We start from the raw sequence: 26,638 nt of genomic DNA on the forward strand, positions 1-26,638 counted from the left end.
TTTTTATTCTTGTCCGCTCAATAACTTCTTAACGCACCGGCTCGGAACGAACATTGATGTGCGTGTTGAGCCAAGTGGAAACAGAAGGGCACGCAGAGCTTTGCCCGCTCATAAACCTGAGCTGGCGCTCAATTCGCTCCTGTTTCCACTTGCTAAAGGAATTGATTATTCAAGAAAAACGTGCGGAAATTTCCGTAGCCGCACTGGTCTGGCACTCTGATCTATTGAGTTATTTGTACAATAAAAATGGTTTTTCTTTCTTTTTATTGTAAGACATCATTCTTCACTTATTGAGCATCTAAGGCACCACGCATTACATTGTAAATGGCCGTATTTTCTACTGTACGTCCGACAAAAGCATGCGAGTTAATACCCCAAGAAGCAATTGGAACATCGGCATTGGTATGGCTTCCCCATAACCAAGTCACTTCAGGTACATTACCTACTCCATTGGATTTTTGAAGCTGTAGCCCCCCCGTTTCATGATCAGCAGTAGCGATAACCATTGTATCTCCGCTATTTTCAGCCCAAAGAGCGACTGCTTCAACTGTTTTATCAAAGGCAAGAGTTTCATGAATCATCCGTTCTTCATCATTGTTATGTCCAGCAAAGTCGATCTGAGACCCCTCAACCATCAACACAAAACCATTAGGGTTCTTCGATAATATCTCTATTGCAACATCAGTCATTTCATTAAGCTGCGGGATATCTTGCGTTTCATAACTTTTCTGTTCACCTAGCGGTAACACAAAAGGAATTTCGTCTTCACCAAAAATACCAGCAAAGAAAATCCCCGTACCGTCATCACTTGCAGGTAAAGCTGCTACAGCAGAGATTAAATCCATTTTGGTTTTAACCACAGTGTAACCCGATTTAGTTGCTTCCGCGCTAATCACATCCACTCCGTCCACTTGCTTGCTACCACATAGTGTTACGTTCGGTTTCACCTCACCATACATACTTTTAGATAGTGCAGCAAAATCATTTCTGGTTGGACCATGCGCCGCAAAGCTAGCAGGCGTTGCGTGCACACAATGTGACGTTGCGACAATACCTATCGATTTACCTAAGCTTTGTGCATATTCCAAAACAGTTTTCAAATCAGATCCATTACCTGGATATGCCTGAGAAATTGTACCAGTAAGAACCTTACGTCCAGTCGCCATTGCCGTACCAGCAGAAGCTGAATCGGTGTAGTAGTTACCGCCTACATCAGGGAGATCTTCGTAACCTAATGTATCAGCATTCGCAGTTTTAATTTCACCACGATGTTTACCTGATTCAAGAAATAATGCCTCCCCTTTATACGCTCTGGTTATTGCAATTTGCTCATATCCCATACCGTCGCCGATCATCATTACAATGTTTTTTGCTTTTTTAATTTCAATAACATCTACATCATGGCTAGCGCTAGACTCGGAAGCAAGACCTTGGTTGGTAGTAAGGGTCACAGTATAACGACCTAAGCTATCTGCACTGGCTAGTTGGCGTTTAGTAGCTGGCGTTTGAGTATTATCATCACTCAAAACTACTTCCATATCACCTCTGGTAACCCAATCGAAAGAACTCGCAAAGCGACTTCCGTCAGCTGTCAAGTTAGTTGCTACATTTGCAGCGGTAATCGTATCATGACCTGCAACCGCTTTTACTTTGGCAATAGAGAGTGGGATCGCTAATTGCCCGTCACCGAGTACCGATAAAGAAAATACATAAGTGCCCGCTTCTATCTGAGCAGACATTTTACCACCAGGGTAAGTTGTAAGTGATGATGCACCTTCAGTTAAAGTAATTGGTTTATTATCTAAAGAACCATAAACAAGTGGATCAGTGATGCCTTGGTGTACGTTAAAGCTAACTGTGCCCGCTTTTTCAAAGGTCACTTGTACTTGATAATTACCCGCACCAGTGTAAGAAAAAACGTCACGTTCCGAAGCGGTCCAATCATTAAACGTGCCGACTAAATACATGGGTTTAGTTAGATCATCAGCATCGAACGCGGTGATGTTTTGAATCTTCAAGGTTGGATTATTAATACCCTCTGAAGAATCTAAGGTAAAGCGATACACTTGGTCTTCATCATTGGCGACTGTAATATCCATATTCTGATTAGAAAAATCATCGTATTTACGTTGCAATTCCATCGTTGTATCAAATACCACTCCAGCATTAGCATCTTGGCCAATCGCCAAATCGCGTTCAGCACTCCAATTTGGATCTGATATCTTAAATGAGTAATCGCCTGGTTTCATACTAAACAAGGCAATATATTCTCCTTCACCTTGATAATGCAATTGCGCTTCAGGACGAGATGACCAACTGTTCATTGAACCTTTAATGTACAAACGACAATCTTTAGCAGCATCCTCAGCTAATTCTGCATCTGTACATTTAAATGGACCTAGATCGATGCGATCCGCAATTGACGCAGTAATTGGCGCCGTAATTGGTGACGTAATATAAACAACCTCAGTATCATCTGAGCAGCCAATCACGACCGAAGCGAGAAGCACACTCGATAACACTTTAGTAACATTCCTTATTTGCATTTTATTTCCTTATATATTGATTTACTTAATAAGTTTTTATTCAAATAATAAGTTTCATAATTTGAATAGGTAAAAAAGTCAGTTTGGTTAGTTTTAATTTCGAACAAGAAACAATAAAAAAACAGAGTAAATAATTGACCCATTAACAACATAAAAGATATTTGCTTAGTAAATTTGTGATTATAAAAAGTAAAGTCGCAAAGTTAATTAATCCCGCAAATAACTAATGTATTGATTGTTAAACTCTATAACAAATATGTGACAAAAAAATGAAGGTAACATGACAAAAAAAACAGTAACAAGGAGGAAAAGTCCCCCCCCAAACCTTCAAGGTTAATTTATTGAATTTTAACAATTCAAAAAATGCATATTCTCGACTTTCGATTAAATAAGCGGCCCACTTTGCCTTAATCATCTATTGATTTTTGTGAGCCCGCCCCGTTTTTGCCAAAAAAACATGATATTACAGGTACGTTAATAAAAAAAACAAAAATACTTAATCAATATAAATACACACTTTACTTCACAACCTCGAGAATAAAGACGACACCCAAAGCTTTTTTTAAAATAAAAAAAACCAATGCGGCTACAGATTCTCCGTCCATTTTGATTGAAATTACCGGCTGCTTTAGCAAGAGAAAACATGGAGCAATTAAACGACAGTTTAGGTTTATGAGCGGGCAAAAATCTGCGTGCCCTTCTGTTTTCACTAGGTTAAAACTCATTGAAATTCTCGACTAAACATCTCGAGAATGACGATCAGAAATGGAAAAATCGGGGGGAATCGGGAACATCCAAACATTTCAATAAACAAACCAAACCCATGCGGCTTCGGATTCCCCGTCCATTTTTATTGAAATGAACGGCTGCTTTAGCACAAGAAAAACGAACGTAAATTTTCGTAGCCGCATTGGTATACAATTCTAATATATTGAATTTACAATAAAATAAAAGTGGCTGTCTTTTCTTTTTATTAATTACCTAAAAACTATTAGCTTCTGATGTAAGACCGACGAAGGCCAAAAAAAGGGAGCAATCTACTCCCTGATATTCCTTACAAACCAAATGTTTTCGCTGTTTGACTGTATTCACGTTCGATCTGTTGTTTAACTAATTCACGTCGATGATTAAGTGATAATCCGTCTGAGACTAACTGTGCTCGCTGTTCAATGTGAGTCATCTCTTCACTCTTCCAGTTGTCTAGCGTCATTTCAACTTGCGCTGGTGTCATGGTTTGCATTATCGTTTTAATACTTAAGCTTTCCATAGCACTGGCTGCAAAAACGTTCATCGATAGAACTGTTGTTGTGATAACGATAGTTTTAATAAGTGATTTCATATTGCTTTCCTTATTGGTAATTAATAAATATGAGAGTGTTTGTTGTGTTATCGCTCATTTCTTAACAACTAGTTTAACCTCACTTCAACCATTCATAAATGATTGATTGTGAATTATAAACTTGCAAATATGAAATATTGAAGCTATTCTAAATCGCTGAATAAATGGTCATTTAGGTAGGTATTGATGAAAGCCAAAGATATTTCAAACCTTTACTGGTTCTGCCAATCTGTAGAGTGTGGTGGATTTACGGCAGCAAGTTTGCAGACAAAAGTATCTGCACCGACATTGTCTCGCGCGGTGTCGCAACTAGAAGAGGTTTTAGGTGATAAATTGCTGCATAGAAATGCCAAAAAATTTCAACTCACCACCGATGGGGAAGAGTGCTATCAACGTTTTGCATCGATTTTTCATCAGATCGATGATCAGTGGACTCAGCTGTCAAACAGCCAGACAACATTGACGGGGGATATCCATGTTTCTTGCTCTGAAGCGTTCGCCGACTATTATTTGCAGCCGCTCTCGATTGAGTTTATGAATACTCACCCTAATGTGAGTATTCATATTCATTTTTCATCCGATACAGAAAGGTTTTTTGATGATCAAATAGACCTAGCCGTAGTCACCACTCCTGCTCAGACACCTAGCCTAGTTCAACGTCGCTTGTTTGAGAGTCCGCTATCCTTTGCCGCAGCACCAAGTTACTTAGAAAAACACGGTAAGCCAACTCAAGTAGAGGAATTGCTCAAGCACCATCTGCTGGCGTCCCGTAGCATTCCTTATTTGGAACTCAAGCAGAAGGGGCAGGCCTTTAAAGTACCAGTGAATCCAAAATATTCCATCAATAGTCTCAGGCTGACCATTCAGGCAGCCAAAGCAGGTTTAGGGATCTGCATTATTCCATCAGTAGATTTAAAGATATTTGAGCAAAATGGAGAGCTGGAGGAAGTACTACAAGATGTAGAGTGCCCGTCGGGCAATGTTGATATCGTGTGGTCGGATAGAAAACTGATTTCTGCCAGAGTTGTAGCGTTTCGTGACATGATGTTTGAGCGTATGAACAACCCGATCGAGTTTCTTTCATCACTGCTCGGCTAATACAAAAATGCCGACTAGATTGTGCATCACATAATACTTCAGAAGTCTCGTTCACAAGTCACAATAAAATAAAAAAACCACCACAAAATATTTAATATCAATAACTTATTTACAACAAAAAAGTGGGGGCAGCCAGATGTTTTTATAAATAAACCAATGCGGCTAGGGATTCCCCGTCCATTTTTATTTAAATTAACGACTGCTTTAGCAAGAGAAAACATGGAGCGAATTAAACGACAGTTTAGGTTTATGAGCGGGCAAAGCTCTGCGTGCCCTTCTGTTTCCACAGGTTACAAACTCATTGAGATTCTCGACTGAACATCTCGACAATGACGAACGGTATTTGCTTTGCTTCTTCGACAAAAAAATCGAGGTGATTAAGCCTCCAGTATGCGAATTGAAATAGCCGCTGCTGAGGTACGGTTATCAACGCCCAATTTCTTATAAATCTGCTCTAAATGTTTATTAACAGTACGCGGGCTCATGGTTAAAATAAGTGAAATTTCCCAACTTGTTTTACCGTAAGAGACCCAATACAGCACTTCTGATTCACGTTTAGTTATTGGAAGCTTATTTTGTAAATCTTGCGGATTTTTTTGAGCTGCTTTTTGGACAATGCGCAACAGATGCATTTTTTCCTGCTGGCGCTCGTAATAAACTTCGATCTGCTCTGAAAAACAGTTTATTTTCAGATTTTGTGCTCTATCCGTTTTTAACCAGTTCTCTATTAATAGCGCCATACTTGCCCACGGACTGGGATCCTCTTGGGATGTTTGCTCTATTAAAGCATGCACATACGGCGTTGCCCAAGACAGACGACCTAACTCGCTGACGCAAAATACATTTTTACCTGCATGATCGAGCGCATCCTGCGCGCTTAATGCCAATTTTGCGGTTTCAATATGTCTTTTAATACGCGCAATCACTTCATCGGGTGAAATAGGCTTAGTAACATAATCGACCCCACCCGCTTCAAAGCCTTTAACCACATCTTCAACATCAGTTAATCCGGTCATAAAAATAATCGGTGTATTAGGCAAAATAAGCTTCAAACGGCGACAGGTTTCAAAGCCATCCATTTCCGGCATCATGGCATCTAATAACACCACATCAGGCGGCACTTTCTCGGCGATAGCTAACGCCTGCAAGCCATTTAGTGCAACCAATGCCGTATAGCCCTGGCTATTAAGGGCAACATTGAGCATGCCTAAAGATTCAGGAGAATCATCGACCACTAAAACAACATCACTACTCTCATGCTTCATGATTTAACTCTCTTAAATACTCAATGATCTTAGGGAAATTACACACTTCAACATACTCCTTGATTTGCGATGCACTCTCGGGAGGATAGCAATATTGAGACTCTATCTCGGCAAATTTATCTTTAAAACCGGACAAATAACCAATTTCAGCCAAGGCGATCAAGGCTTGGTACTGCTCGCTTGGCACTAAAGGTTTATCTGCTCTGTAAATAGCGGTGGCTTGGTCTGTTTCGCTCTCTTTATAGCGCCAGTCCAGATTCAATAACTGCGCTATTTTGCCCAGTAAGGCATCGAGATTGATCGGTTTTGCAATATAGCCGCTATGGTAACCTTCTGCCTGTAAATTATATTCGGCATCACGGGCATTTGCCGAGACCATCAGTACCGGCATACCATAATGACTTTCACGTATTCGCTTAACCATCTCCCAACCATTCATTTGCGGCATCTGCACATCCAATAAAATAAGATCAATATCCCGCTCTTCTAACAGCGTAAAACCTTGCTGCGCGTCTTCGGCCAGTAACACCTCAAAACCGATCGGCTTTAACAGTGCCGACATTAGGTCGCGCTGATTAATATCATCATCAACCACTAACAGGGTCTGTTTTTTGCCGCTGTAGCCTGTCGCCTGCAATTTATTAAATTCAGGCTCTTTCGGATCTTTATGTAATTTAAAGAGCATTAAACGGAAATTAAAGGTCGAGCCTTGACCTATTTTGCTGCTTAAACTTATCTCCCCGCCCATCAGCTCCGCCAGTGAGCGAGAAATAGTTAACCCCAACCCCGTCCCTTTAATAGCTTGCGTATGGGTATTCCTAATCTGCTCAAAAGGTTTAAAAATCAGCTCTTGATTACTTTTCGAAATACCGCTGCCCGTATCAATCACACTAAAATGTGCCACCTCACTGCGATAGGTGACTTTAAACGTGACCGACCCCTGCTCGGTGTATTTAATGGCATTGGAAATTAAATTAATCAGAATTTGTCGCAGCCGCTGCTTATCTGTGGCCACATAATCAGGCAGATTGGGGCTGGCAAGATAAAAGAATTTAAGCCCTTTTTTACTCGCCTGCATCTGAAACATATCCACCAGTTGCTGCAAAATAGCTTTTAAATTAAATTCATCACGCTGCAGATTAACCCGGCCAGCTTCAATTTTAGATATTTCCAAGAGACCTTCAATAAGATCCGCCAGATGCTGGCCATTGCGTTTCACAATGGCGACCATTTCTCGCTGCTTTACTGGCAGAGCCTGATCGCGACTAAGTAGCTGAGCATAACCCAATAATACATTGAGCGGCGTGCGCAATTCATGACTTAATCCGGCGAGATACCGGCTTTTCGCTTCATTGGCCGCTTCCGCTACCTCTTTGGCTCCCTGCAGCGCAGATGCTGTCTGCTCATGAGCGTTGATCTCTTTGGCCAGCGCGTTGGTTTGTGAGCGTAACTCTTTTAACGCTGTATGATTGCCGCTGCGCGCCAAAATAAACAGCCAGCTCACCACCCCTATTATAATAAGCAGCAGAAAAAATATTTTCACTAAAGTACTGGCAAAGAGCTGCTTGACGCGGGGATCGTCCAGAGGGACTTGCAGATAGATCAAAAATAAAATACCGGCGCCAATAAAACTTAATGCGAAAGTCACCGCAAGAAACTGGCTCAGAGGGGTGGCCAATTTAGTCAGCAGTGGCGCGCTTAAAAAACGGCTGAAAAAATCATGAGCCTGCTGTGAGAGCGTGGCGTTCGGGCGACACTTGTCGCCACAACGCACATCTAAACTGCAGCACAGCGAGCAGATCGCTTTGCCATAGGCCGGGCAAAACGTCATATCTTCAGGATCGAAGGCGTTCTCGCAAATATGGCAGGTCGTAATCTTATGAATAATGGGTTTATTGTTCGCCACTAAATAATATTTGCCTTTGCTTAACCAACCTATCAAGGGCACTGTGATAAAAGGTAAAAAACAGGCAATAAAGGATGCCAACGCTTGTATGGTTTCCCCATACCAGCCCAGATGCGCGCTAAAGCCCGCCAGTGAAGCGATCAGCATTGAACCAACACCGACCGGATTAATATCGTATAAATGGGAACGTTTAAATTCAATATGCTTGGGACTTATCCCCAAGGGTTTATTAATAACAAGATCTGCAACCACAGAGCTCAGCCAAGCCAAAACAAGCACCGAATAAACTGACAACATGCTGGCAATGGTTTGATAAATCCCCAGTTCCATCAGCAATAAAGCAATCGCGACATTAAATAGCATCCACACAACGCGGCCGGGATGAGTCAGGGTCACCCGCGAAAAGAAGTTTGACCATGCCAGCGATCCTGCATAGGCATTGGCGACATTGATTTTTAACTGCGAAATCACCACAAAGGAGCAGGCGACAATCATACTGATATGGGGATTGGCAAAAACATAACTGTAGGCCAGCTGATACATATGCGCGGGATCGCCCGCAAGCGGGGCTGCTATCCCCTGCTTTAGCGCAAAGTAAGCCAGAAACGATCCTAAAAACAGTTTCAGGGCACCAAAAAAAATCCAACCAGGTCCACCAGCAATCAGCGCCAACCACCAGCGCCAAGCTCCCTGCTGCGGTTTTTCAGGTAAAAAACGCAGAAAATCAACTTGCTCGCCAATCTGCGCCACTAACGACAGCAATACAGCAGATGCCGCGCCGAACAATAACAAGTTGAATGATGCGCCGGACTCCCCAGCCTTGCCGGTAAAGTTGATCCAAGCATCGAGCTGAGCGTCGGCGTGTGTAAAAACAAAAAACAGCGGTAGCAGCTGCAGTGCAATCCACAGGGGCTGCGTCCACACCTGAAAACGGCTGATATAGGTAATACCGTGTGTCACTAACGGCAAGACCAACAGTGCGCTGACGATATAGCCGATTGATAAGGGCAATCCAAAGAGGATTTGCAGCGCCATGGACATAATGGAGGCTTCAAGGGCAAAAAAGATAAAAGTAAAAGAGGCGTAGACAAGGGAAGCAATGGTTGAACCTATATAACCAAATCCGGCGCCGCGGCTGAGCAGATCGATATCCACCCCATATTTTGCCGCGTAATAACTGATCGGCAGCCCGGTGAAAAAGATAATAAAAGTCACCGCCAAAATAGCCCACGCCGAATTTTCAAAACCGTAGTTAAGCGTGATCGCCCCGCCAATCGCCTCTAATACCAGAAAAGAGATGGTCCCTAATGCGGTCACAGAGATACGGTTTAATGACCATTTTCTGGCACGTCTGGCCGTAAAACGTAACGCAAAATCCTCCATCATCTCGTTCGCCACGAGCTTATTATAGGTGCGGCGTGCTTTTATTATTTTTTGATTCGCGATCATAATATACGACTTGGTTTAGGTTAATCGGTTTGATTTACGGGCAAAGGGTTAACTATTTTACATCACTAATATGGCTATTTATATGCGTAGTTTTACGTAGTCTATTGCGCGCTTTTACGCATTTAATGGTTGTCTAAATTACTGGATACTAAACCCACTCGGAATAAGGTTGTGATTAAGATTTTGAAGCCGGCCATTTAAGCCGATAAAAAAGTTTTAATACTTAATGATAAAGAAAAGGAAACTCACTATGAAATTTAAAAAGCTTATTTTAGCCAGTTCAATTGTTGCAACGGGGTTAATGACCAATTTAACCTATGCTGCGGAGAACATCAAAGTTGGCGTATTACATTCTTTATCAGGCACCATGGCTATCAGTGAAACAACACTTAAAGATACCGTGCTGATGATGATAGCGGATCAAAATGCTAAAGGCGGACTGCTGGGCAAAAAACTCGAAGCGGTGGTGGTTGATCCGGCTTCAAATTGGCCGCTATTTGCCGAAAAAGGACGTGAACTCCTGGCCAAAGAGAAAGTAGATGTCATTTTTGGTAGCTGGACCTCTGTGTCACGTAAATCTGTACTACCTGTACTTGAAGAGCTCAATGGACTGATGTTCTATCCGGTTCAGTATGAAGGGGAAGAGTCCTCGCGAAATGTATTTTACACCGGTGCTGCGCCAAACCAGCAAGCGATTCCTGCGGTTGATTACCTGATGAATGATATCGGCGCAGAACGTTGGGTATTACTGGGCACCGATTATGTCTACCCACGTACCACCAATAAAATATTAGAAGCTTACCTGTTATCAAAAGGGGTCAAAGCAAAAGACATTATGGTCAACTACACCCCTTTCGGTCATTCAGATTGGCAGAATATTGTTGCGGATGTGAAAAAATTTGGCTCAACTGGCAAGAAAACGGCCGTAGTTTCAACCATTAACGGCGATGCAAATATCCCCTTCTACAAAGAGCTAGGCAACCAGGGGATCTCAGCTGAAGATATTCCTGTGATGGCATTCTCTGTGGGTGAAGAGGAACTCTCTGGTTTTGATACCACGCCGCTAGTAGGTCACTTGGCCGCTTGGAACTACTTCCAAAGTGTTAGAACAGAAGAAAACGACAAATTTATCGCCAGCTGGAAAAAATTTATCGGTAATGATAAACGCGTAACCAACGATCCCATGGAAGCGACCTATATAGGTTTCAAAATGTGGGTGAAAGCGGTTGAGAAAGCAGGTACTACAGATGTTGATGCGGTTGAACAAGCGATGATCGGGATAGCTATACCTAACTTAACCGGCGGTATTGCGGTAATGAACTCAAACCACCACTTATCTAAGCCTGTACTGATTGGCGAAATTCAAGACAATGGCCAGTTTGAAGTAGTTTGGTCAACACCTGATACGGTTATCGGTGATGCATGGTCTGACTTTTTACCAAGCTCTAAAGAGTTGATCTCAGATTGGACGGCCCCCGTTAGCTGCGGTAACTTCAACATCAAAACAGCTAAATGTTCAGGTGAATAGTACGAAGCAAAAGCTAATATAAAGTGATTATCAGAGAGGTAGCAATACCTCTCTTTTTTATAAGAAGTAAATTCTTTAACATTAAGGAATAACTAATGTTACGAATATTTTCCCTGTTGTTTTTTTCCCTCATCTCGTTGCATGCCTTTGCCACTAATGCAGATGCCCCGGCAACAGAAAACAATACCGGGTTCGAAGTACTGATTGCGCAGTTACCAACAACAAGATTGTCCAAGATGGCACCTTTAGTAGATGAAATCGCAGCCCAATCAGCACCGCAGGTACCTGAGCTGTTGCTGAACTTGATGGAGGGCCAACTGTATTACCTTAAGTCGGCTCATGAGCTTGTTTATGCACAGGAAAACCAGCAACAAACCTATAATTTAACGTCTGTTTTAAATGCCAGCGAATTAGCACCCGTCACTATTTATGCACTCAAGAAAATCAGAACCAATAACCGCATCCGCGGGCAGATTCGCGAGCTATTAGCCAATATCGATTTATCCGACAAATCTGCGACGGTGCGCCTACAGGCCGTTAAGCAACTTTTAGATAACCCGAATAAAACAGGCATTGCCAGCGTTACGCGATTAATAAAAAAAGAACAGAAAAACGATATACGCGTACTGATGTCGGTAGTGCTGCTTGTTGAGCAGTTAGATAAAGGCACGCTAGCTGAAAAAATCGCGGCGATTAGCCAGTTAAAAGGCAGACTGGAGCCGGCGGTTAAAAATGCGCTGGTAAAACAGCTTAATAAATTATCTGCGCAGCAGGACTTATCTGCTCCACAAAACAAGAGCGAACTGCACAACGCACTCACTCATGCGATAGGTAAAATGGAGCAGGACGGTGATTTCTACCAACTGCTTGATCATCTCTTTTTTGGCTTAAGCTTAGGATCGGTTTTATTACTGGCAGCGATTGGGCTGACCATCACCTTCGGCGTGATGGGTGTGATTAATATGGCACACGGTGAAATGATGATGCTCGGCGCCTATACCACCTATGTGATTCAGCAAAGCTTTCCAAACTTAATTGAATATTCATTGCTGATGGCGGTGCCCGCCGCCTTTGTAGTTTCCGGTTTAGTCGGTATTTTAATTGAACGCGGCGTGATCCGCTTCTTAAAAGGACGCCCGTTAGAAACGCTTCTGGCAACATTTGGGATCAGCCTGATTTTACAGCAATTAGTAAGAACGGTTTTCTCACCGCTCAACCGTCAGGTGGAAGCACCGCAGTGGATGAGTGGCTCACTGGAGATTAATCCTCTCTTTTCATTAACCTATAACCGCTTATATATTATTTTGTTCGCGCTGATGGTGTTCTTCTCTTTATTAATGATTTTGAAAAAAACCTCTTTAGGTTTGCATGTGCGTGCAGTTTCGCAAAACCGCGATATGGCGCGCGCGCTAAGTATCAAAAGCTCATGGGTGGATGCGATCACCTTTGGCTTAGGATCGGGGGTCGCAGGAATTGCGGGTGTGGCGTTAAGTCAGTTAACCAATGTCGGCCCTAACTTAGGACAGGCCTATATTATCGATTCATTCCTGGTGGTGGTATTTGGCGGTGTCGGTAGCTTATGGGGCACATTATTGGCCGCAATGACGTTGGGCACCTTTAACAAATTCTTAGAGCCATCGATGGGGCCTGTTCTGGCTAATATCATAGTGCTGGTCGGATTAGTGTTGTTTATTCAAAAACGACCTAAAGGCTTGTTTCCTCAAAAAGGGAGGTCGGTTGAATAATGAAAAATTTACTTGATTCAGCAGCTTTTAAAAAACTCAACAGTTTACATTTTGTGATTGCGATTTTATTTATCTCAACCTTCTATGTGACAGTGTGTAACTTAGCCTTTACACCAGGCTCTTTTTTCTATGTCAGTGATTATACGGTCAGCCTGCTCGGCAAATATCTCTGTTATGCCCTGCTCGCCTTAGCGGTCGATTTAGTGTGGGGATATTGCGGCATTTTAAGCTTGGGCCACGGCGCATTTTTTGCGCTCGGCGGTTATGCTATGGGTATGTATCTGATGCGCCAGATAGGTGATCGCGGCGTCTACGGCAACCCGGAACTGCCTGATTTTATGGTATTTCTTAACTGGACTGAACTGCCTTGGTACTGGGCGGGATCGGATAGCATACTGATGATGGTGTTGTTGGTATTTGCCGGCCCCGGACTACTTGCTTACATTTTCGGCAGCATGGCATTTCGCTCTCGGGTGAGCGGCGTTTACCTGTCGATTATGACGCAGGCGATGACCTATGCGCTGCTGCTGTCATTCTTTCGTAATGAAATGGGCTTTGGTGGCAATAATGGCTTAACCGATTTTAAAGAGATTTTTGGTTTTTCATTGCAGTCACCCGATACCAAACTGGCGCTGTTTGTCGCCACCGCCGTTGCACTGGCTTTTGGGTATGCAGTCAGCCATTTTATTGTCAATTCAAAAATGGGCCGCGTGGTCACAGCGATTCGCGATGCCGAAGACAGAGTCCGTTTTGTCGGTTACAAACCCCAACATTATAAAGTGTGGATTTTTGTTGTCTCGGCAATGCTGGCTGGCCTGGCGGGCGCACTGTATGTCCCGCAGGTGGGCATGATCAATCCCGGCGAGTTTTCACCTTTGAACTCCATTGAGATTGTTATTTGGGTCGCCATCGGCGGACGCGGCACTTTATATGGCGCGATTATTGGCGCGGTCGTGGTCAGTTATGCGAAAACACGTTTTACCGCGATTATGCCTGAAGTCTGGTTATTTGGACTGGGCGGACTCTTTGTTTTAGTGACATTGTTATTGCCCAAAGGGCTGGCAGGTCTGTTTGCTAGCGTGGTCAATAAACTAGATCCCCCCGCACAGACAGATAAATTACCAGCAAACAACGCGCCACCCACTGCCGCTGAGGTTAAATCATGATAGTAGATAAAAAAGGGATGCCAATCTCCTCTAAAGAGTCGATTAGCCCGGACACCTCGCATGGCATGATCTTATATGTGGAAGGGGTCAGTGTCAGTTTCGATGGCTTTAAGGCGCTTAACGATCTCAACTTATATATCAAAGATGGTGAACTGCGCTGCCTGATCGGTGCCAACGGGGCGGGTAAAACCACCTTGATGGATGTGATCACAGGGAAAACCCGGCCCGACACAGGTAAAGTCAGTTTCGGGCAGCAGATAGATCTGCTGCAGCTCGATGAATCACAGATTGCCCGCGCGGGGATCTGCCGTAAATTTCAAAAACCCACGGTATTTGAAGCGCTCAGCGTGTTTGAAAATATCGAACTGAGTCTAGCTGGCGATAAAGGGATCTGGAGCGCACTGTTTCATAAACTCAGCGGCGCGCAGAAAGATAAAATAGATGAAGTGCTTTATACCATAGGGCTGGTTGCCGAGCGCCACTATCCGGCGGGACGTTTATCGCACGGGCAAAAACAGTGGCTGGAGATTGGCATGTTACTCGCCGCAGAGCCGCGCTTGTTATTGGTTGATGAGCCTGTTGCGGGTATGACAGCGCAAGAGACTGAGCGCACCGCTGAGTTATTAACATCACTGGCAGGCAAACATTCTGTGGTCGTGGTTGAACATGATATGGCCTTTGTGCGCTCCATTGCCCGTACCGTCACCGTGTTACATCAGGGGGCGGTATTGGCGGAAGGGTCTATGGATGAAATTCAGGAAAATAAAGATGTACGGGAAGTTTATTTGGGTGAGGAGCAGGCTGAATTATGATTGAATTAAAATCGGTTGATCAAAAATATGGCGGCACGCAGATATTATGGGATCTCTCTCTTGATATTAAAAAAGGATCGCGCACCTGCATTATGGGCCGCAACGGGGTCGGCAAAACCACCCTACTGAAAACTATTATGGGTTTATTACCGCTAAGCTCGGGCAGTTTAATGATTAACGGTCACGATATGAGTAAAAGCAGCGTCGAAAAGCGCCCCGAAATCGGTGTCGGTTATGTACCGCAGGGGCGTCATATTTTCCCGCAGCTGAGCGTTGAAGAAAATTTAAAAATAAGCTTAAATTGTTCACGGCAACCCAGTAAAACCATACCGGCTCACATATTTAAACTTTTTCCTGTGCTAAAAGAGATGATCCACCGGCGCGGCGGCGATCTCTCCGGCGGGCAGCAACAGCAACTGGCCATCGCCCGCGCGTTAGTGCTCAATCCCGATATTCTAATTTTGGATGAGCCCAATGAAGGGATCCAGCCCAATATCGTGCAGCTGATCCGCGATGTGCTTTTAAAGTTAAATAAAGAGCAGGGAATGACCATTATTTTGGTTGAGCAGAAACTCCCCTTTGCACGCGCGGTGGGTGAATATTTCCATCTGATGGAAAAAGGACAGGTTATCGCCTCCGGCGAGATGCAGGAACTAACCGATCAACTGGTCGGTCAATACTTAGCAGTCTAAATAACCTCATCTCGGGATAATTAAGGATAATTAATTTAACCATGTTAACCACTGTAATAACAAAACCGACGCTAACTGCACCGCCAAAAAACCAGTGGCTAGCGCATTTAATGCTGGAATTTAGCGATACTTCTGTTGGTACGCAGCTAACGCGCACCCAGCGTAAAGGGCCGTTGTCGGTGCAGAAAGCCTTTTATCCCGAGGGGCCGGACTGCGCGCATATTTATCTGCTCCATCCCCCCGCCGGAATAGTTTCCGGTGATGAGCTGCGTATTGGTGTTAGCGTTAAAAAAAATGCCCATCTGTTATTTACCACCCCGGGCGCCGGACGTTTTTACCGCGCCCGTGAAGATCTTTATATCGGCGATTCACAGCAAACTCAAATCACCCAATTTGACCTTGAAGCGCAGGCCAGATGTGAAAATTTTCCGCAGGAAACGATTGTTTATGAAGGTGCGGATGGCTTTAATATGATTGATATCAACTTAACTTCGACGAGTGTTTATCTCGGTTGGGATATCACCTGTTTGGGACTGCCCGATTCAGAGCAATCCTTTATTAAAGGAAAATACTGCCAGTTAAACCGCCTGTTTTGTGACGGTACACTTATTTACCATGATCGTATCAGCCTGTCGCCGGGCAATAATTTATTGACGCATCCCGCTGGTCTCGCAGGTAACACTGTTTTTGCTACCTTTTTAGCCTATGCCCCGGAAAATTTAAATACGCCAGCAACGCGCAAAGATCTAGTCGAACGATTGCGGGAAAAAATAACGGCAGAAAACGCGCAGCAAAAAGTCAGCATTACAGAGATTAACGGTTTATTTGTGATCCGTTATCTAGGGCATCACGCACAGGAGTGCAAGCAGTTATTTATAAGCTTATGGCAACTGCTGCGCCCGCTACTGATTGGAAAAACGGCTATTCAACCGCGAATTTGGCACACCTAATTGGCACACAGAAGAAGAGATTATTATGGACTTATTACCCAGAGAAAAAGACAAGCTACTGATTTTTACCGCCGCATTACTGGCTGAGCGGCGTTTAAAGCGCGGTGTAAAACTAAATTATCCTGAAGCGATGGCCTATATCTCAATGGAGATCATTGAAGGGGCGCGTGATGGAAGAAGTGTGGCGGAAATGATGGATTACGGGCGCACCTTACTAACTCGCGATCAGGTAATGGACGGGATTGCCGAGCTGATTCCGGAAGTACAAGTTGAAGCCACGTTTGTCGATGGCACTAAACTGGTAACCGTACACAACCCAATTATTTAACGGAGCAAACTATGATCCCAGGTGAAATAAAAACAGATCCCGGTGACCTGCAGTTAAATGTAGGCTGTGAGCAATTAATCGTAACAGTTGCCAATTCAGGTGATCGCCCGATTCAAATCGGCTCTCATTATCATTTTTATGAAGTCAATCCGGCCCTCAAATTTGAGCGGGAAAAGTGTCGCGGTTATCGTCTTGATATCACCTCCGGCACCGCCATACGTTTTGAGCCGGGTCAGCAACGACAAGTGACATTGATAGCCTATCGCGGCAAACGCCGCGTTTTTGGCTTTCGCGCCGACATTCAAGGAGATCTATAAAATGGCTACGATAGATAAACACGCCTATGCACATATGTTCGGGCCCACTGTGGGTGACAGAGTGCGGCTGGCCGATACCGATTTATGGTTAGAAGTTGAAAAAGATTATACTCAGTATGGTGAAGAGGTTAAATTTGGCGGCGGTAAAGTAATTCGTGACGGTATGGGACAGAGTCAGGCGTCCTGCTATGAGACTGTAGATCTGGTTATTACCAACGCCCTGATTGTCGATCACTGGGGAATAGTTAAAGCCGATGTGGGAATTAAAGAGGGCCGGATCGCAATTATCGGTAAAGCAGGTAATCCGGATATTCAAGATAATATTGATATCGAGATTGGCCCGGGCACAGAAGTAATTGCCGGTGAAGGTAAAATTTTAACCGCCGGCGGCATAGATGCGCATATCCACTTTATCTGCCCGCAGCAGATTGAAGAGGCGCAAATGTCGGGTGTCACCACTATGATAGGCGGCGGCACCGGCCCGGCAACAGGCACCAATGCCACAACCTGCACTCCCGGGCCGTGGAATATTCATAAAATGCTGCAGGCCACTAACGATTTTGCCATGAACTTTGGCTTTCTCGGTAAAGGCAATAGCAGCTTACCGCTAGCCCTGGAAGAGCAGATAGAAGCGGGTGTGTGCGGATTAAAACTCCATGAAGATTGGGGCACCACCCCGGCTTCTATTGATAACTGTTTATCCGTTGCTGAACGATATGATGTGCAGGTAGCCATTCATACCGACACCTTAAATGAATCAGGTTTTGTCGAAGATACCATGGCTGCATTTAAAGGCCGCACTATCCATACCTACCATACCGAAGGTGCAGGCGGCGGTCATTCCCCCGATATTATCCGCGCCTGCGGTGAGCCCAATGTACTGCCCTCTTCAACCAATCCGACCCGCCCTTATACGGTCAATACCATAGATGAGCATCTCGATATGCTGATGGTCTGTCATCACCTTGACCCTTCTATCCCTGAAGATGTGGCCTTTGCCGATTCGCGAATTCGTAAAGAAAGTATTGCCGCCGAAGATATTATGCATGACTTGGGTGCTATCAGTATGATCGCCTCCGACTCGCAGGCGATGGGACGTGTGGGTGAGATGATCACTCGCACCTGGCAAACTGCGCATAAAATGAAACAGCAGCGCGGGCCATTAGCCCCAGATACAGAGCGCAATGATAACTTCCGTATAAAACGCTATATCGCCAAATACACTATTAATCCCGCGATAAGCCATGGAATCAGCCATGAAGTCGGCTCCATTGAAGTGGGTAAACTGGCCGATTTAGTATTATGGAAACCGGCCTTTTTCGGCATCAAACCGGCAATGATCATAAAATCAGGCTTTATTGCCGCCGCCCCCATGGGCGATGCCAATGCCTCGATTCCGACACCGCAGCCGGTTTATTACCGCCCAATGTTCGGATCTTTCGGCTCTGCGGCGGCGAAAACCTCCATGACGTTTTTATCACAGGCGGCAATTGATAAGGGCGTGCCGGAAAAAATCGGCATGACACGTATGGTAGGGGTGTGTAAAAACACCCGCAATATCGGCAAAAAAGACATGATCCATAACAACTGGGAGCCGAAAATCGAAGTGGATGCACAGACCTATGAAGTGCGCGCTGATGGCGAGCTGTTAACCTGTGAGCCAGCAACTGAGTTGCCGCTTGCACAACGTTACTGCCTATTTTAATTTGTACTGCGTAGCTTGTCTGCGCTGTGCAAAAAAAGTGTTATTGAATGCAGAAAAATCAGATAGGGAATAAACAAGCAATGTTACAAGTATTTGAAAGACTCGATCATAGCCACGATGAAATTGGTGATTCAATCACCTTAGATCACGATACTCGCAAAAAATCGCGGATTAAAAGCGTGACAGATAATGGGGCGGATATCGCCATTTTTATGCAGCGCGGGCATCCCCTTTTAGTGGGCGAGATATTAAAAACAGAATGCGGTTTACTGCTTGAAGTAAAAGGTAAAGCTGAAGATGTTTCCACCGCGGTGGGGAGCGACTGGCTCAATTTCAGTAAGGTCTGTTACCACCTGGGAAACCGCCATACCTCGCTGCAAATCGGTGAATTATGGGTGCGTTTTAAACCCGACCATGTACTCGAAGAGCTGGCTGAAAATTACGGTTTATCGATTAATAATATGCCCGCTATTTTTGAGCCTGAAAATGGGGCCTACGGCGCAGCCAGTCAAGGCCATCATAGCCATAGTCATGACAGCTGATAAACAAAGCGCGGCGCTAAAACTTAACCGTTTACTGCAACTGTGCAGTGCCAACTTACCGGTGGGTGGGTTTTCATTCTCACAGGGTTTGGAGTATGCGGTTGAGATGGGCTGGATAAACTGCCAAAAGAGCACCTTTAGCTGGATTGAGCTGAACTTAAGTGAGTCGCTTGCGCGCACCGATTTGGCACTTTTAAAGCGCCTCTATTTGGCCTTAGATAACAGTGATTTTGCAGGCTTTAAGCTCGCTAATCAGCAGCTTATCGCCTGCCGTGAAAGCAGTGAATTGCGCTTCGCGGATCTGGCCATGGGTAAAGCCTTTGTGCGTTTATTAAAGCAACTCGACAGCCTCGACAGCTCGCCTTATTTAGAATTATTAAATGAACCGGAACTGAGTTTTGTCAGCGTGTTTGCGATCAGCGCTTACCTTTGTCAGCTGGATTTAAGCGCAGCACAAAGCGGTTTTTGCTGGACCTATATCGATAATCAAGTCGCAGCAGCGACTAAATTAGTCCCGTTAGGGCAAACGCAGGCACAGAATCTTTTATTTGATTTAAGCGCAAAGGTAGAGAGTCTGCTGAGTATAGCCAATCAATTAGACGATCATCAAATCGGCGGCAGTTTACCGCGTTTAGCGATGGCCAGTGCCTGGCATGAAACACAATACACGCGATTATTTAGATCCTAAAAAAAAATAATTTAGATCTTAAAAATTTAACCAGAGAGATTATTTATTATGAGAAAAAAACAACTTTTAAGAATCGGCGTCGGCGGCCCGGTCGGCTCGGGTAAAACCGCCCTGCTCAGCCAGTTATGCTTAGCACTGCGTGACAGATACGATATGGCAGTGGTCACCAATGATATCTATACCCATGAAGATGCGCAGTTTTTAACCCGTAATAATGCTCTGGCGGAAGATCGCATTATCGGTGTGGAAACCGGCGGTTGCCCGCATACTGCCATCCGTGAAGATGCCTCAATGAACTTAGCGGCCATCGATGATCTGCACGAGCGTCATCCCAATCTTGATTTTGTATTGGTTGAAAGCGGCGGTGATAACCTCAGCGCCACCTTCAGCCCGGAACTTTCGGACTTAACCTTGTATGTTATTGATGTCTCAGCGGGCGATAAAATCCCGCGTAAAGGCGGCCCGGGTATTACCAAATCAGATCTATTAATCATTAATAAAATTGATGTCGCAGACTTGGTCGGCGCGTCATTAGAGGTAATGGACAGAGATTCGAAAAAAATGCGCGGCGACCGGCCTTTTATCTTTAGTAATATGAAAACTAAGCAAGGGTTAGCTGAAATTATCGACTTTATTGAAACCGAAGGGATGCTTAAATAAGCCCCCTATTCTCGCTAACAAATAAAAAGGAAATACCATGAAATTTTTTACCCTTATCTTTACCCTGCTACTCAGCGCCCAAGCCTTTGCCCATGAAGATCACGCCCTTGGTGAAGGATCACTGCATCTTTTTTATCATGCAGTTTTCTGGGGATTATGTGCTGTTGTTACGGTGAAAGCGGTTGGTTATTTTAAAAACAAGAAGAAGCAGAAAGCAGATCAGTAAGCAGTAACTAAGGCGTGCGTGGCTCGCCTTTTTTGTTTATCGTAGGCATTCGCTTGTGAGCGTTTGGTGATAATTCATTGTTGGAGTTTCGCCCTTGACGGCGACTTTACTTTTCTTCTGTTTTTGATCGTCATACTCGAGATGTTTAGTCGAGAATCTCAATGCGTTTTTAATCTAACTGATTGGTTTGTAGGCATTCGCTTGTGAGCTGATATTTTATCTTTCGTCGTTGGTCTTCCGCCCTTGACGGCGTGTCGATGATGAGAAACCGAAACGCAGTTTCGCAGTTCGAGGGAGTCATGCTTCTCAACAGCAAGAAAAAGTAACCAAAAAGTGCCGTTCCGAGACGTTTTTTATTCTTGTACTGCCCAACCACTTTTTAACGCACCACCTCAGACATTACGTCCCTGTACTGGCTGAGGTTAGTGAAAACATCCATGTTTTCCCTTGCTAAAGCGCTTGTTCAGCACAAGAAAAACGTACGGAAATTTTCGTAGCCGCATTGGTTTGGAATTCTAATACAACGAATTTAAATAAAATCAGTCTGTTTAAAGACCTGACCCTCTTCGCGTATACAGGGACGGCAGAGCCTCCCCCCCGCTCACAAGCTGAACTGGCGTACAATTAGCGCCATTATTTTTCTTGCTAAAGCGGTTGGTCATTTCAAGAAAGATGGGCGGGGATGAAACAAACGCATTGGATTATTCCATAACATATAAATTACCAACAACATCCCCCCCGAATTTTACGACTGGGATATAAAAAATTAAATATTTTTTGCAATTAACTCTGCTTTTAACAAACCACCTTTAGTTAATAGCTTTGCCGAAAACTTAGGGTGACGTCGAGCTTTGAATGCATCATAAATCAACTTCAATCCTTCAGCTTCAAGCAAAGAGATATTTACTTCTGTATCCATTTCAGCACTTTCAATAAAATCATCAGAAAAACTTGGGGCAATAATTAATACTTGTGCTACTCGTTTACCTTGATTTTCACATCGTGTGACATACGCTTTAACTTGCCGTGATGTTGTTGAATATTTAGCAAAATCACCATTCTTACACGTTTTTGCTTCACCTATAATTACATCATTGTCGCTTAATGAAATAATAATATCGGTCTTATCTTTGGCAGTATTAATTGTTTTACGGATATCTTCATCAACAACAAAATTTAGTGTTTCAAATATTTCTTTTGTTATTTCTTCAAACTTAACACCAATTTCGGCTTCTGCTATTTCAATTCCTGCGGCTTTCAAATTTGTTAAATCTCTTTTGGCAAGAGCAGAATAGTTCTCAATTAACTTGTCATTGGCATTTGCAAAAGACTCTAAAATCAACTGCCGTGCATTGCCTCTTTTTGATAATGACATTTTATCTCGCACAGCTTTAATTTGATCATTACTTAGCAAGTATAAAATATCAACAGGGGTTATGCTTAATGCACGAAGTTTATCTGTATCAAGTTCTTCTGAATCTTCAAGTTCAAATTCACTTTTTAATAATGTTTCAAGTTTCGGAAAGTGAATTTGTAAGGTTGAATACAACTCTTTAAAACCAGCGGCACTCAGTGCTTCAAATTCATCATTAGCAGATTGATTAAGTGTTTTGATTATGACATTTATTCTATCATCAAGTGTTGTGCCAATTTTTTCAACATTCAAATCTAAATCAGTGATTAAAGTTTTAAGTCTTTCTTTTCTTTGATTTTGAGTTTCATTTACACCAAAAATATCTCGATGCAATATATGCCGGATTGCAACGCGAGAATGAATAATAGTATTAATTTTAGCTACTCTTTCCACACCACGAATTTTCTTCCCGTAGTGCTTTAATATGTTTGAAAGCTCGGCATCACTTAAGCGACGAAGAATACGCAAAGTATGCTTATCGGCTAATTCTTTATCTTGTATTTCATTAAGAATGGTAACCACTTCGTCAGCAATAAATACTTCTGAACGTTTTCGGTTAATGAATAAAACACCCATTTCTCTTAGGGCATTCAAACCATCTAACGCATTGTTTTTTGGTAAAGGATCAATAATATGCTCTATCGCTGAGGCTTCATCCATGGAAATTTTTAGTCTATCGGCCAGTATATTAAGAATACTTCTTTCATCATCAGTTATTTTAGCCTCACGATTTATCTTTTCATCATTAAGAAATGCTACTTTTAAGCAATCTTGATAGATACTTAAAAGTGTTCCTCGACTGAAATCATCTAATGTTTCACTTGAGTTAATTTCTTCTTGAAGTTCTTTAGATGATTTATTTAAGTCGCTCCATTCTTTGTTATATAATGTTTCAATCCAAGAGATTCTTGCAATACTATTACCATCTCTTGTTAAGATGTTAATCAACAAACCAATCTGTGGGCCAGACATAGTAATCTGCTCTTTTATTTCATTTTTGAAATATGATGACACCAAGGAAAACAAGGCGGTAATTTCAATACCTGATGCATTTTTTATTTGACCATCAATTTTACTAACGGATTTTGCCAATTGCTTGTCATCATGCATAGCACTTGAACATAATTTATCTAGACAAGAAATAAACTTGGATTTTTCGACTTGATTAATAGACGAAAGTACTTGATTAAGTTTCATTTGCGGTGAATACCCCGTTAGTTTAATTAATTACGCAAGAGAAAAAATGAGCACCCAAACATTTTGTAGGTTAATAAATTGAATTTAAACAATTTACAAATGGACATACTCAACTTTCGACTGAATTGCCACCCCACTCTGTCTTAATCACATATTGATTTCTGTGAGCATGCCCTGTTTTAATAAAAAACATGAGCTTACAAGTATATTTATAAAAAAAACTAGAATACTTAATCAAGGTAAAACACGGTTTCACTTCACAACCTCCTAAATAAAGGAGGAAGGATCAAGTCTTAAATTTTTATTACACACGACGATCTTCAAGCATATAAGTCCACCAGCAGCGGCTAGGCAATTTCCGTTTACGTTTTTCTTGATCAATCAATTCCTCTAAGTTCGGCACGCACAGGGATGTGCGTTCCGAGCTGGTGCGTTAAAAAGGGATTTATTTATCAAGATAAAAAAACGTTCGGAACGGCACTTTTTGGTTACTTTTTCTTGCTGTTGAGAAAAAGTGACACGCCGTCAAGGGCGGAAGACCAACAATGAAAGTTACACCCAAAGCTTACAAGCGAAGGCTTAAAAATAACCGGTGCGGCTATCAGCATTACCACATCGAGCAAGCAGGCTAAAGCCTGCGCCCCTTTTTATAAATAAACCAAACCAATGCGGCTACGGATTCCCCGTCCATTTTTATTGAAATGAACGACTGCTTTAGCAAGGGAAAACATGGAGCGAATTAAAAGACAGTTTAGTTTATGAGCGGGCAAAGCTCTGCGTGCCCTTCTGTTTTCTCTAACCTCAGCCAGTACAGGGACGTAATGTCTGAGGTGGTGCGTTAAAAAGCGGTTGGGCATTTCAATATTAAAAAATGGCTCGGGGCAGCACTCTTTTGGTTACTTTTCTCTTGCTGTTGAGAGAGCATGACTCTCTCGAACTGCGAAACTGCGTTTCGGTTTCTCATCGTCTACACGCCGTCAGGGCGGAACACCAATAATGAAAGTTACACCAAAAGCTCACAAGCAAAAGCTTACGAATAACCGATACGGCTGCAGAGTAAAGCGGGCTAATGCCCGCGCCCCTTTTAACAAATCCCCCACCAGTAATAAAAATATGAGACATATCTTTTTATAAATAAACAAAACCAATTCGGCTAGCGTCTTACTTTCCGTTTACGTTTTTCTTGGCTGATAAATTACTTTAGCAAAGGAAATCATGGATGATTTCATTAGGCTTGGCCCAGCACATGGATGTGCTGTCCAAGCCGGTGCGTTAAAAAGTGATTGAGCAGTCAAGAATAAAAAACGTTCGGAACGGCACTTTTTGGTTACTTTTTCTTGCTGTTGAGAAAAAGTAACACGCCTTCAAGGGCGGAATACCAATAATGAAAGTTACACCCAAAGCTTACAAGCGAAGGCTTACGAATAACCGATACGGCTATCGACATGATCATACCGGGCAAAGCTCTGCCTGCCCTTCTATTTTCACTAGGTTAAAAACTCATTGAGATTCTCGACTAAACATCTCGAGAATGACGATCAGAAATAGAAGAAAAGTAACACGCCGTCAAGGGCGGAATACCAATAATGAAAGTTACACCCAAAGCTTACAAGCGAAGGCTTACGAATAACCGATACGGTATTTGCATTACCACGCAGAGCGTGGGAACGAGGCATTGAGATTCTCGACTAAACATATCGAGAATGACGAACGGTATTTCAAAGCGCAGCGTGGGAACGAGTGATTCGCCCTGCGCGCCTTTTAACATATCTACAAAGGATGCTTTAGCTTTCAGCGTAGCAACGTTTTAAAACCGCCATCGCATCATTCAATGATTGTGCTGTTGCAACGGAGCCGCCTTTATCGGGGTGATGCGTGGCTAAAAGCTGTCGATAACGTTTTTTAATGGTGGCTAAATCGCAGGGTGCATCTAATTCAAATAGCGCTAAGGCACTAAGTTTTTCGCTATCATCATTCATATTGTGCCAAAAACCGGCCAGTAAGTCATCGACATCTTCACTTGTAGTATCTTCCAAGTTTTTTATGTCTAGATAATATTCTCGTAATGGATCCCTGTTTTCCAAACTTGCTCGCTGTTGTGCAACAGCCCGATAGGGCAACCATTGAATGTTAAGTGCCTGAATAATGATATGCCCTTTTTGATCAGCGTGTTGCTGATCACAAAGTTTATAAAGCGCATGAAACAAGAGAAAATGTTGCTGAAATAAAGCGAAATGATCAAACATAGAGAGTTGCTTTTCTTTGGGTTGTTGCGCATCGAGCAGCTTCAATAAGTCATACTCTTTAATACCTTGTGGATGACTTTTAACAAGATTTAACAACGTGCTTTTTTGGTAATTTATCACTGATTACAGGCTTCCTTCGTTTTATTTGTTGAGATAAAAATCGCTGATATTAAAAGCTATTTAAAAAAGAACCGTTCTTAAAATCCTTACAAATATTTAATATTATCTGGATCCATCTTTCTGCTGCCAAAACAGCCAAGCGAATATGCCAGAGAATAGCACGCCTATCTTAAATAAAAATCACGGAGATAGATGAAAGCAACAAAAGCGGAGATCCAACCCTTTTTATAAATAAACTAAACCAAGGCAGCTACGGATTCCCGTCCATTTTTCTGGGATTGAGGATCTATTTTAACAAACGGAAACAACGCGAATTGAACGCCAATTCAGGTTTGTGCGCATCTGTGTTCCATTCTGTTTACACTAGGCTCCGCGCGCACTGTTAGGCAATCTGTAACCGCTTTAAAGTCGCAATTGTATGCTTATTACTTATGTCTGGATTGATGGTTAACTCAAGAACAGTGACAGCCGGAAGTTCTACCTGATAATCCTCACACTCACTGGTTGCACCTTCGGGACTGAAGTTCCATTGTTGACGTACTATTTCCTGATACGATTTCCCGCCATCCACAGACCAGCGCAAAACATATTCTTGCGTACGTTCAACCTCAAGTTCTTCGAAGTTCAATCTGATCCATTGAAGCATCTGAGGATTGTCAAAGATAAGCCTAATTGTCTGCTTCCCTGATTCACAGGCTC

The 26,638-nt window shown here is 43.1% G+C and carries 22 protein-coding genes; 15 read left to right on the top strand and 7 right to left on the bottom strand.

The window, feature by feature from the left end; genetic code table 11:
• Window positions 1-220, top strand: a 220-nt coding sequence (locus tag ACJAT7_RS09790) for a hypothetical protein (protein WP_415226622.1), incomplete at its 5' end; no start/stop codon positions are given.
• A gap of 67 nt (window positions 221-287) precedes the next feature.
• Here ACJAT7_RS09790 and ACJAT7_RS09795 read toward each other — a convergent pair.
• Window positions 288-2,546, bottom strand: a complete 2,259-nt coding sequence (locus ACJAT7_RS09795) for an alkaline phosphatase (RefSeq protein ID WP_415226623.1) — start codon at window positions 2,544-2,546, stop codon at window positions 288-290.
• A gap of 1,054 nt (window positions 2,547-3,600) precedes the next feature.
• The gene (locus ACJAT7_RS09800) at window positions 3,601-3,885 is read right to left on the bottom strand and encodes a hypothetical protein (protein WP_415226624.1); all 285 of its coding nucleotides are present in this window, start codon (window positions 3,883-3,885) and stop codon (window positions 3,601-3,603) included.
• Between the two features lie 186 nt (window positions 3,886-4,071).
• On the opposite strand from ACJAT7_RS09800, the gene ACJAT7_RS09805 reads away from it, so the two are divergent.
• On the top strand, window positions 4,072-4,983 hold the full coding sequence (locus ACJAT7_RS09805; protein ID WP_415226625.1) for a LysR family transcriptional regulator: 912 nt from the start codon (window positions 4,072-4,074) through the stop codon (window positions 4,981-4,983).
• A 377-nt stretch (window positions 4,984-5,360) separates the two neighbouring features.
• Here the strand turns inward: ACJAT7_RS09805 and ACJAT7_RS09810 are convergent, their stop codons facing one another.
• Both ACJAT7_RS09810 and ACJAT7_RS09815 read right to left on the bottom strand, forming a co-directional pair.
• Window positions 5,361-6,248, bottom strand: coding sequence for a response regulator (locus tag ACJAT7_RS09810; protein ID WP_415226626.1), 888 nt, complete (start codon window positions 6,246-6,248; stop codon window positions 5,361-5,363).
• Window positions 6,238-9,603 (bottom strand): ATP-binding protein, encoded by a 3,366-nt coding sequence (locus ACJAT7_RS09815; RefSeq protein ID WP_415226627.1) that lies wholly within the window; start codon window positions 9,601-9,603, stop codon window positions 6,238-6,240. Before ACJAT7_RS09815 ends, ACJAT7_RS09810 begins: the two co-directional genes overlap by 11 nt.
• A gap of 229 nt (window positions 9,604-9,832) precedes the next feature.
• Here ACJAT7_RS09815 and urtA point away from each other — a divergent pair, with 229 nt between their 5' ends.
• The 13 genes from urtA (at window position 9,833) to ACJAT7_RS09880 (ending at window position 20,962) form a co-directional block, all read left to right on the top strand.
• Window positions 9,833-11,131, top strand: a complete 1,299-nt coding sequence (gene urtA, locus ACJAT7_RS09820; RefSeq protein WP_415226643.1) for an urea ABC transporter substrate-binding protein — start codon at window positions 9,833-9,835, stop codon at window positions 11,129-11,131.
• A gap of 95 nt (window positions 11,132-11,226) precedes the next feature.
• Complete coding sequence (gene urtB / locus ACJAT7_RS09825; RefSeq protein WP_415226628.1) at window positions 11,227-12,876, top strand: urea ABC transporter permease subunit UrtB; 1,650 nt, start codon at window positions 11,227-11,229, stop codon at window positions 12,874-12,876.
• A complete protein-coding gene (urtC, locus tag ACJAT7_RS09830; RefSeq protein WP_415226629.1) occupies window positions 12,876-14,042 on the top strand; it encodes an urea ABC transporter permease subunit UrtC in 1,167 nt (388 codons plus the stop codon). The genes urtB and urtC overlap by 1 nt, the downstream gene beginning before the upstream one ends.
• The gene (gene urtD, locus ACJAT7_RS09835; protein WP_415226630.1) at window positions 14,039-14,854 is read left to right on the top strand and encodes an urea ABC transporter ATP-binding protein UrtD; all 816 of its coding nucleotides are present in this window, start codon (window positions 14,039-14,041) and stop codon (window positions 14,852-14,854) included. Before urtC ends, urtD begins: the two co-directional genes overlap by 4 nt.
• Window positions 14,851-15,546 carry an urea ABC transporter ATP-binding subunit UrtE gene (gene urtE / locus ACJAT7_RS09840; protein ID WP_415226631.1) on the top strand — a complete coding sequence of 232 codons (696 nt, stop codon included), beginning with the start codon at window positions 14,851-14,853 and terminating at the stop codon, window positions 15,544-15,546. The genes urtD and urtE overlap by 4 nt, the downstream gene beginning before the upstream one ends.
• Window positions 15,547-15,587: 41 nt before the next feature.
• Window positions 15,588-16,496, top strand: coding sequence for an urease accessory protein UreD (locus ACJAT7_RS09845; protein ID WP_415226632.1), 909 nt, complete (start codon window positions 15,588-15,590; stop codon window positions 16,494-16,496).
• 25 nt (window positions 16,497-16,521) lie between these two features.
• Entirely contained in the window at window positions 16,522-16,824 is a 303-nt protein-coding gene (locus ACJAT7_RS09850) for an urease subunit gamma (protein ID WP_415226633.1), read from the top strand.
• Window positions 16,825-16,835: 11 nt separating this feature from the next.
• Entirely contained in the window at window positions 16,836-17,141 is a 306-nt protein-coding gene (locus tag ACJAT7_RS09855; RefSeq protein ID WP_415226634.1) for an urease subunit beta, read from the top strand.
• A 1-nt stretch (window position 17,142) separates the two neighbouring features.
• Window positions 17,143-18,846 (top strand): urease subunit alpha, encoded by a 1,704-nt coding sequence (gene ureC / locus ACJAT7_RS09860; protein ID WP_415226635.1) that lies wholly within the window; start codon window positions 17,143-17,145, stop codon window positions 18,844-18,846.
• Window positions 18,847-18,926: 80 nt separating this feature from the next.
• Window positions 18,927-19,388 (top strand): urease accessory protein UreE, encoded by a 462-nt coding sequence (locus ACJAT7_RS09865; protein ID WP_415226636.1) that lies wholly within the window; start codon window positions 18,927-18,929, stop codon window positions 19,386-19,388.
• Window positions 19,378-20,076 carry an urease accessory protein UreF gene (locus ACJAT7_RS09870; RefSeq protein WP_415226637.1) on the top strand — a complete coding sequence of 233 codons (699 nt, stop codon included), beginning with the start codon at window positions 19,378-19,380 and terminating at the stop codon, window positions 20,074-20,076. Before ACJAT7_RS09865 ends, ACJAT7_RS09870 begins: the two co-directional genes overlap by 11 nt.
• 48 nt (window positions 20,077-20,124) lie before the next feature.
• Entirely contained in the window at window positions 20,125-20,736 is a 612-nt protein-coding gene (gene ureG / locus ACJAT7_RS09875; protein WP_415226638.1) for an urease accessory protein UreG, read from the top strand.
• A gap of 37 nt (window positions 20,737-20,773) precedes the next feature.
• Window positions 20,774-20,962, top strand: coding sequence for a hypothetical protein (locus tag ACJAT7_RS09880; RefSeq protein ID WP_415226639.1), 189 nt, complete (start codon window positions 20,774-20,776; stop codon window positions 20,960-20,962).
• A 766-nt stretch (window positions 20,963-21,728) separates the two neighbouring features.
• Here the strand turns inward: ACJAT7_RS09880 and ACJAT7_RS09885 are convergent.
• From ACJAT7_RS09885 to ACJAT7_RS09895, 3 genes are all read right to left on the bottom strand, one after another.
• On the bottom strand, window positions 21,729-23,573 hold the full coding sequence (locus ACJAT7_RS09885) for a hypothetical protein (protein ID WP_415226640.1): 1,845 nt from the start codon (window positions 23,571-23,573) through the stop codon (window positions 21,729-21,731).
• Between the two features lie 1,784 nt (window positions 23,574-25,357).
• Window positions 25,358-25,939 (bottom strand): DNA-J related domain-containing protein, encoded by a 582-nt coding sequence (locus ACJAT7_RS09890; protein WP_415226641.1) that lies wholly within the window; start codon window positions 25,937-25,939, stop codon window positions 25,358-25,360.
• A 382-nt stretch (window positions 25,940-26,321) separates the two neighbouring features.
• Window positions 26,322-26,638 (bottom strand): hypothetical protein (locus ACJAT7_RS09895; RefSeq protein ID WP_415226642.1); only part of this gene is annotated, 317 nt, incomplete at its 5' end.

It is taken from the genome of Psychromonas sp. (assembly GCF_047632995.1).
GTDB lineage: Bacteria > Pseudomonadota > Gammaproteobacteria > Enterobacterales > Psychromonadaceae > Psychromonas.

What these genes read in the sequence shown, in the direction of transcription:
- ACJAT7_RS09795 (WP_415226623.1), bottom strand. Translation starts at nt 2,546, where the DNA reads ATGCAAATAAGGAATGTTACTAAAGTGTTATCGAGTGTGCTTCTCGCT.
- ACJAT7_RS09800 (WP_415226624.1), bottom strand. Translation starts at nt 3,885, where the DNA reads ATGAAATCACTTATTAAAACTATCGTTATCACAACAACAGTTCTATCG.
- ACJAT7_RS09805 (WP_415226625.1), top strand. Translation starts at nt 4,072, where the DNA reads ATGAAAGCCAAAGATATTTCAAACCTTTACTGGTTCTGCCAATCTGTA.
- ACJAT7_RS09810 (WP_415226626.1), bottom strand. Translation starts at nt 6,248, where the DNA reads ATGAAGCATGAGAGTAGTGATGTTGTTTTAGTGGTCGATGATTCTCCT.
- ACJAT7_RS09815 (WP_415226627.1), bottom strand. Translation starts at nt 9,603, where the DNA reads ATGATCGCGAATCAAAAAATAATAAAAGCACGCCGCACCTATAATAAG.
- urtB (WP_415226628.1), top strand. Translation starts at nt 11,227, where the DNA reads ATGTTACGAATATTTTCCCTGTTGTTTTTTTCCCTCATCTCGTTGCAT.
- urtC (WP_415226629.1), top strand. Translation starts at nt 12,876, where the DNA reads ATGAAAAATTTACTTGATTCAGCAGCTTTTAAAAAACTCAACAGTTTA.
- urtD (WP_415226630.1), top strand. Translation starts at nt 14,039, where the DNA reads ATGATAGTAGATAAAAAAGGGATGCCAATCTCCTCTAAAGAGTCGATT.
- urtE (WP_415226631.1), top strand. Translation starts at nt 14,851, where the DNA reads ATGATTGAATTAAAATCGGTTGATCAAAAATATGGCGGCACGCAGATA.
- ACJAT7_RS09845 (WP_415226632.1), top strand. Translation starts at nt 15,588, where the DNA reads ATGTTAACCACTGTAATAACAAAACCGACGCTAACTGCACCGCCAAAA.
- ACJAT7_RS09850 (WP_415226633.1), top strand. Translation starts at nt 16,522, where the DNA reads ATGGACTTATTACCCAGAGAAAAAGACAAGCTACTGATTTTTACCGCC.
- ACJAT7_RS09855 (WP_415226634.1), top strand. Translation starts at nt 16,836, where the DNA reads ATGATCCCAGGTGAAATAAAAACAGATCCCGGTGACCTGCAGTTAAAT.
- ureC (WP_415226635.1), top strand. Translation starts at nt 17,143, where the DNA reads ATGGCTACGATAGATAAACACGCCTATGCACATATGTTCGGGCCCACT.
- ACJAT7_RS09865 (WP_415226636.1), top strand. Translation starts at nt 18,927, where the DNA reads ATGTTACAAGTATTTGAAAGACTCGATCATAGCCACGATGAAATTGGT.
- ACJAT7_RS09870 (WP_415226637.1), top strand. Translation starts at nt 19,378, where the DNA reads ATGACAGCTGATAAACAAAGCGCGGCGCTAAAACTTAACCGTTTACTG.
- ureG (WP_415226638.1), top strand. Translation starts at nt 20,125, where the DNA reads ATGAGAAAAAAACAACTTTTAAGAATCGGCGTCGGCGGCCCGGTCGGC.
- ACJAT7_RS09880 (WP_415226639.1), top strand. Translation starts at nt 20,774, where the DNA reads ATGAAATTTTTTACCCTTATCTTTACCCTGCTACTCAGCGCCCAAGCC.
- ACJAT7_RS09885 (WP_415226640.1), bottom strand. Translation starts at nt 23,573, where the DNA reads ATGAAACTTAATCAAGTACTTTCGTCTATTAATCAAGTCGAAAAATCC.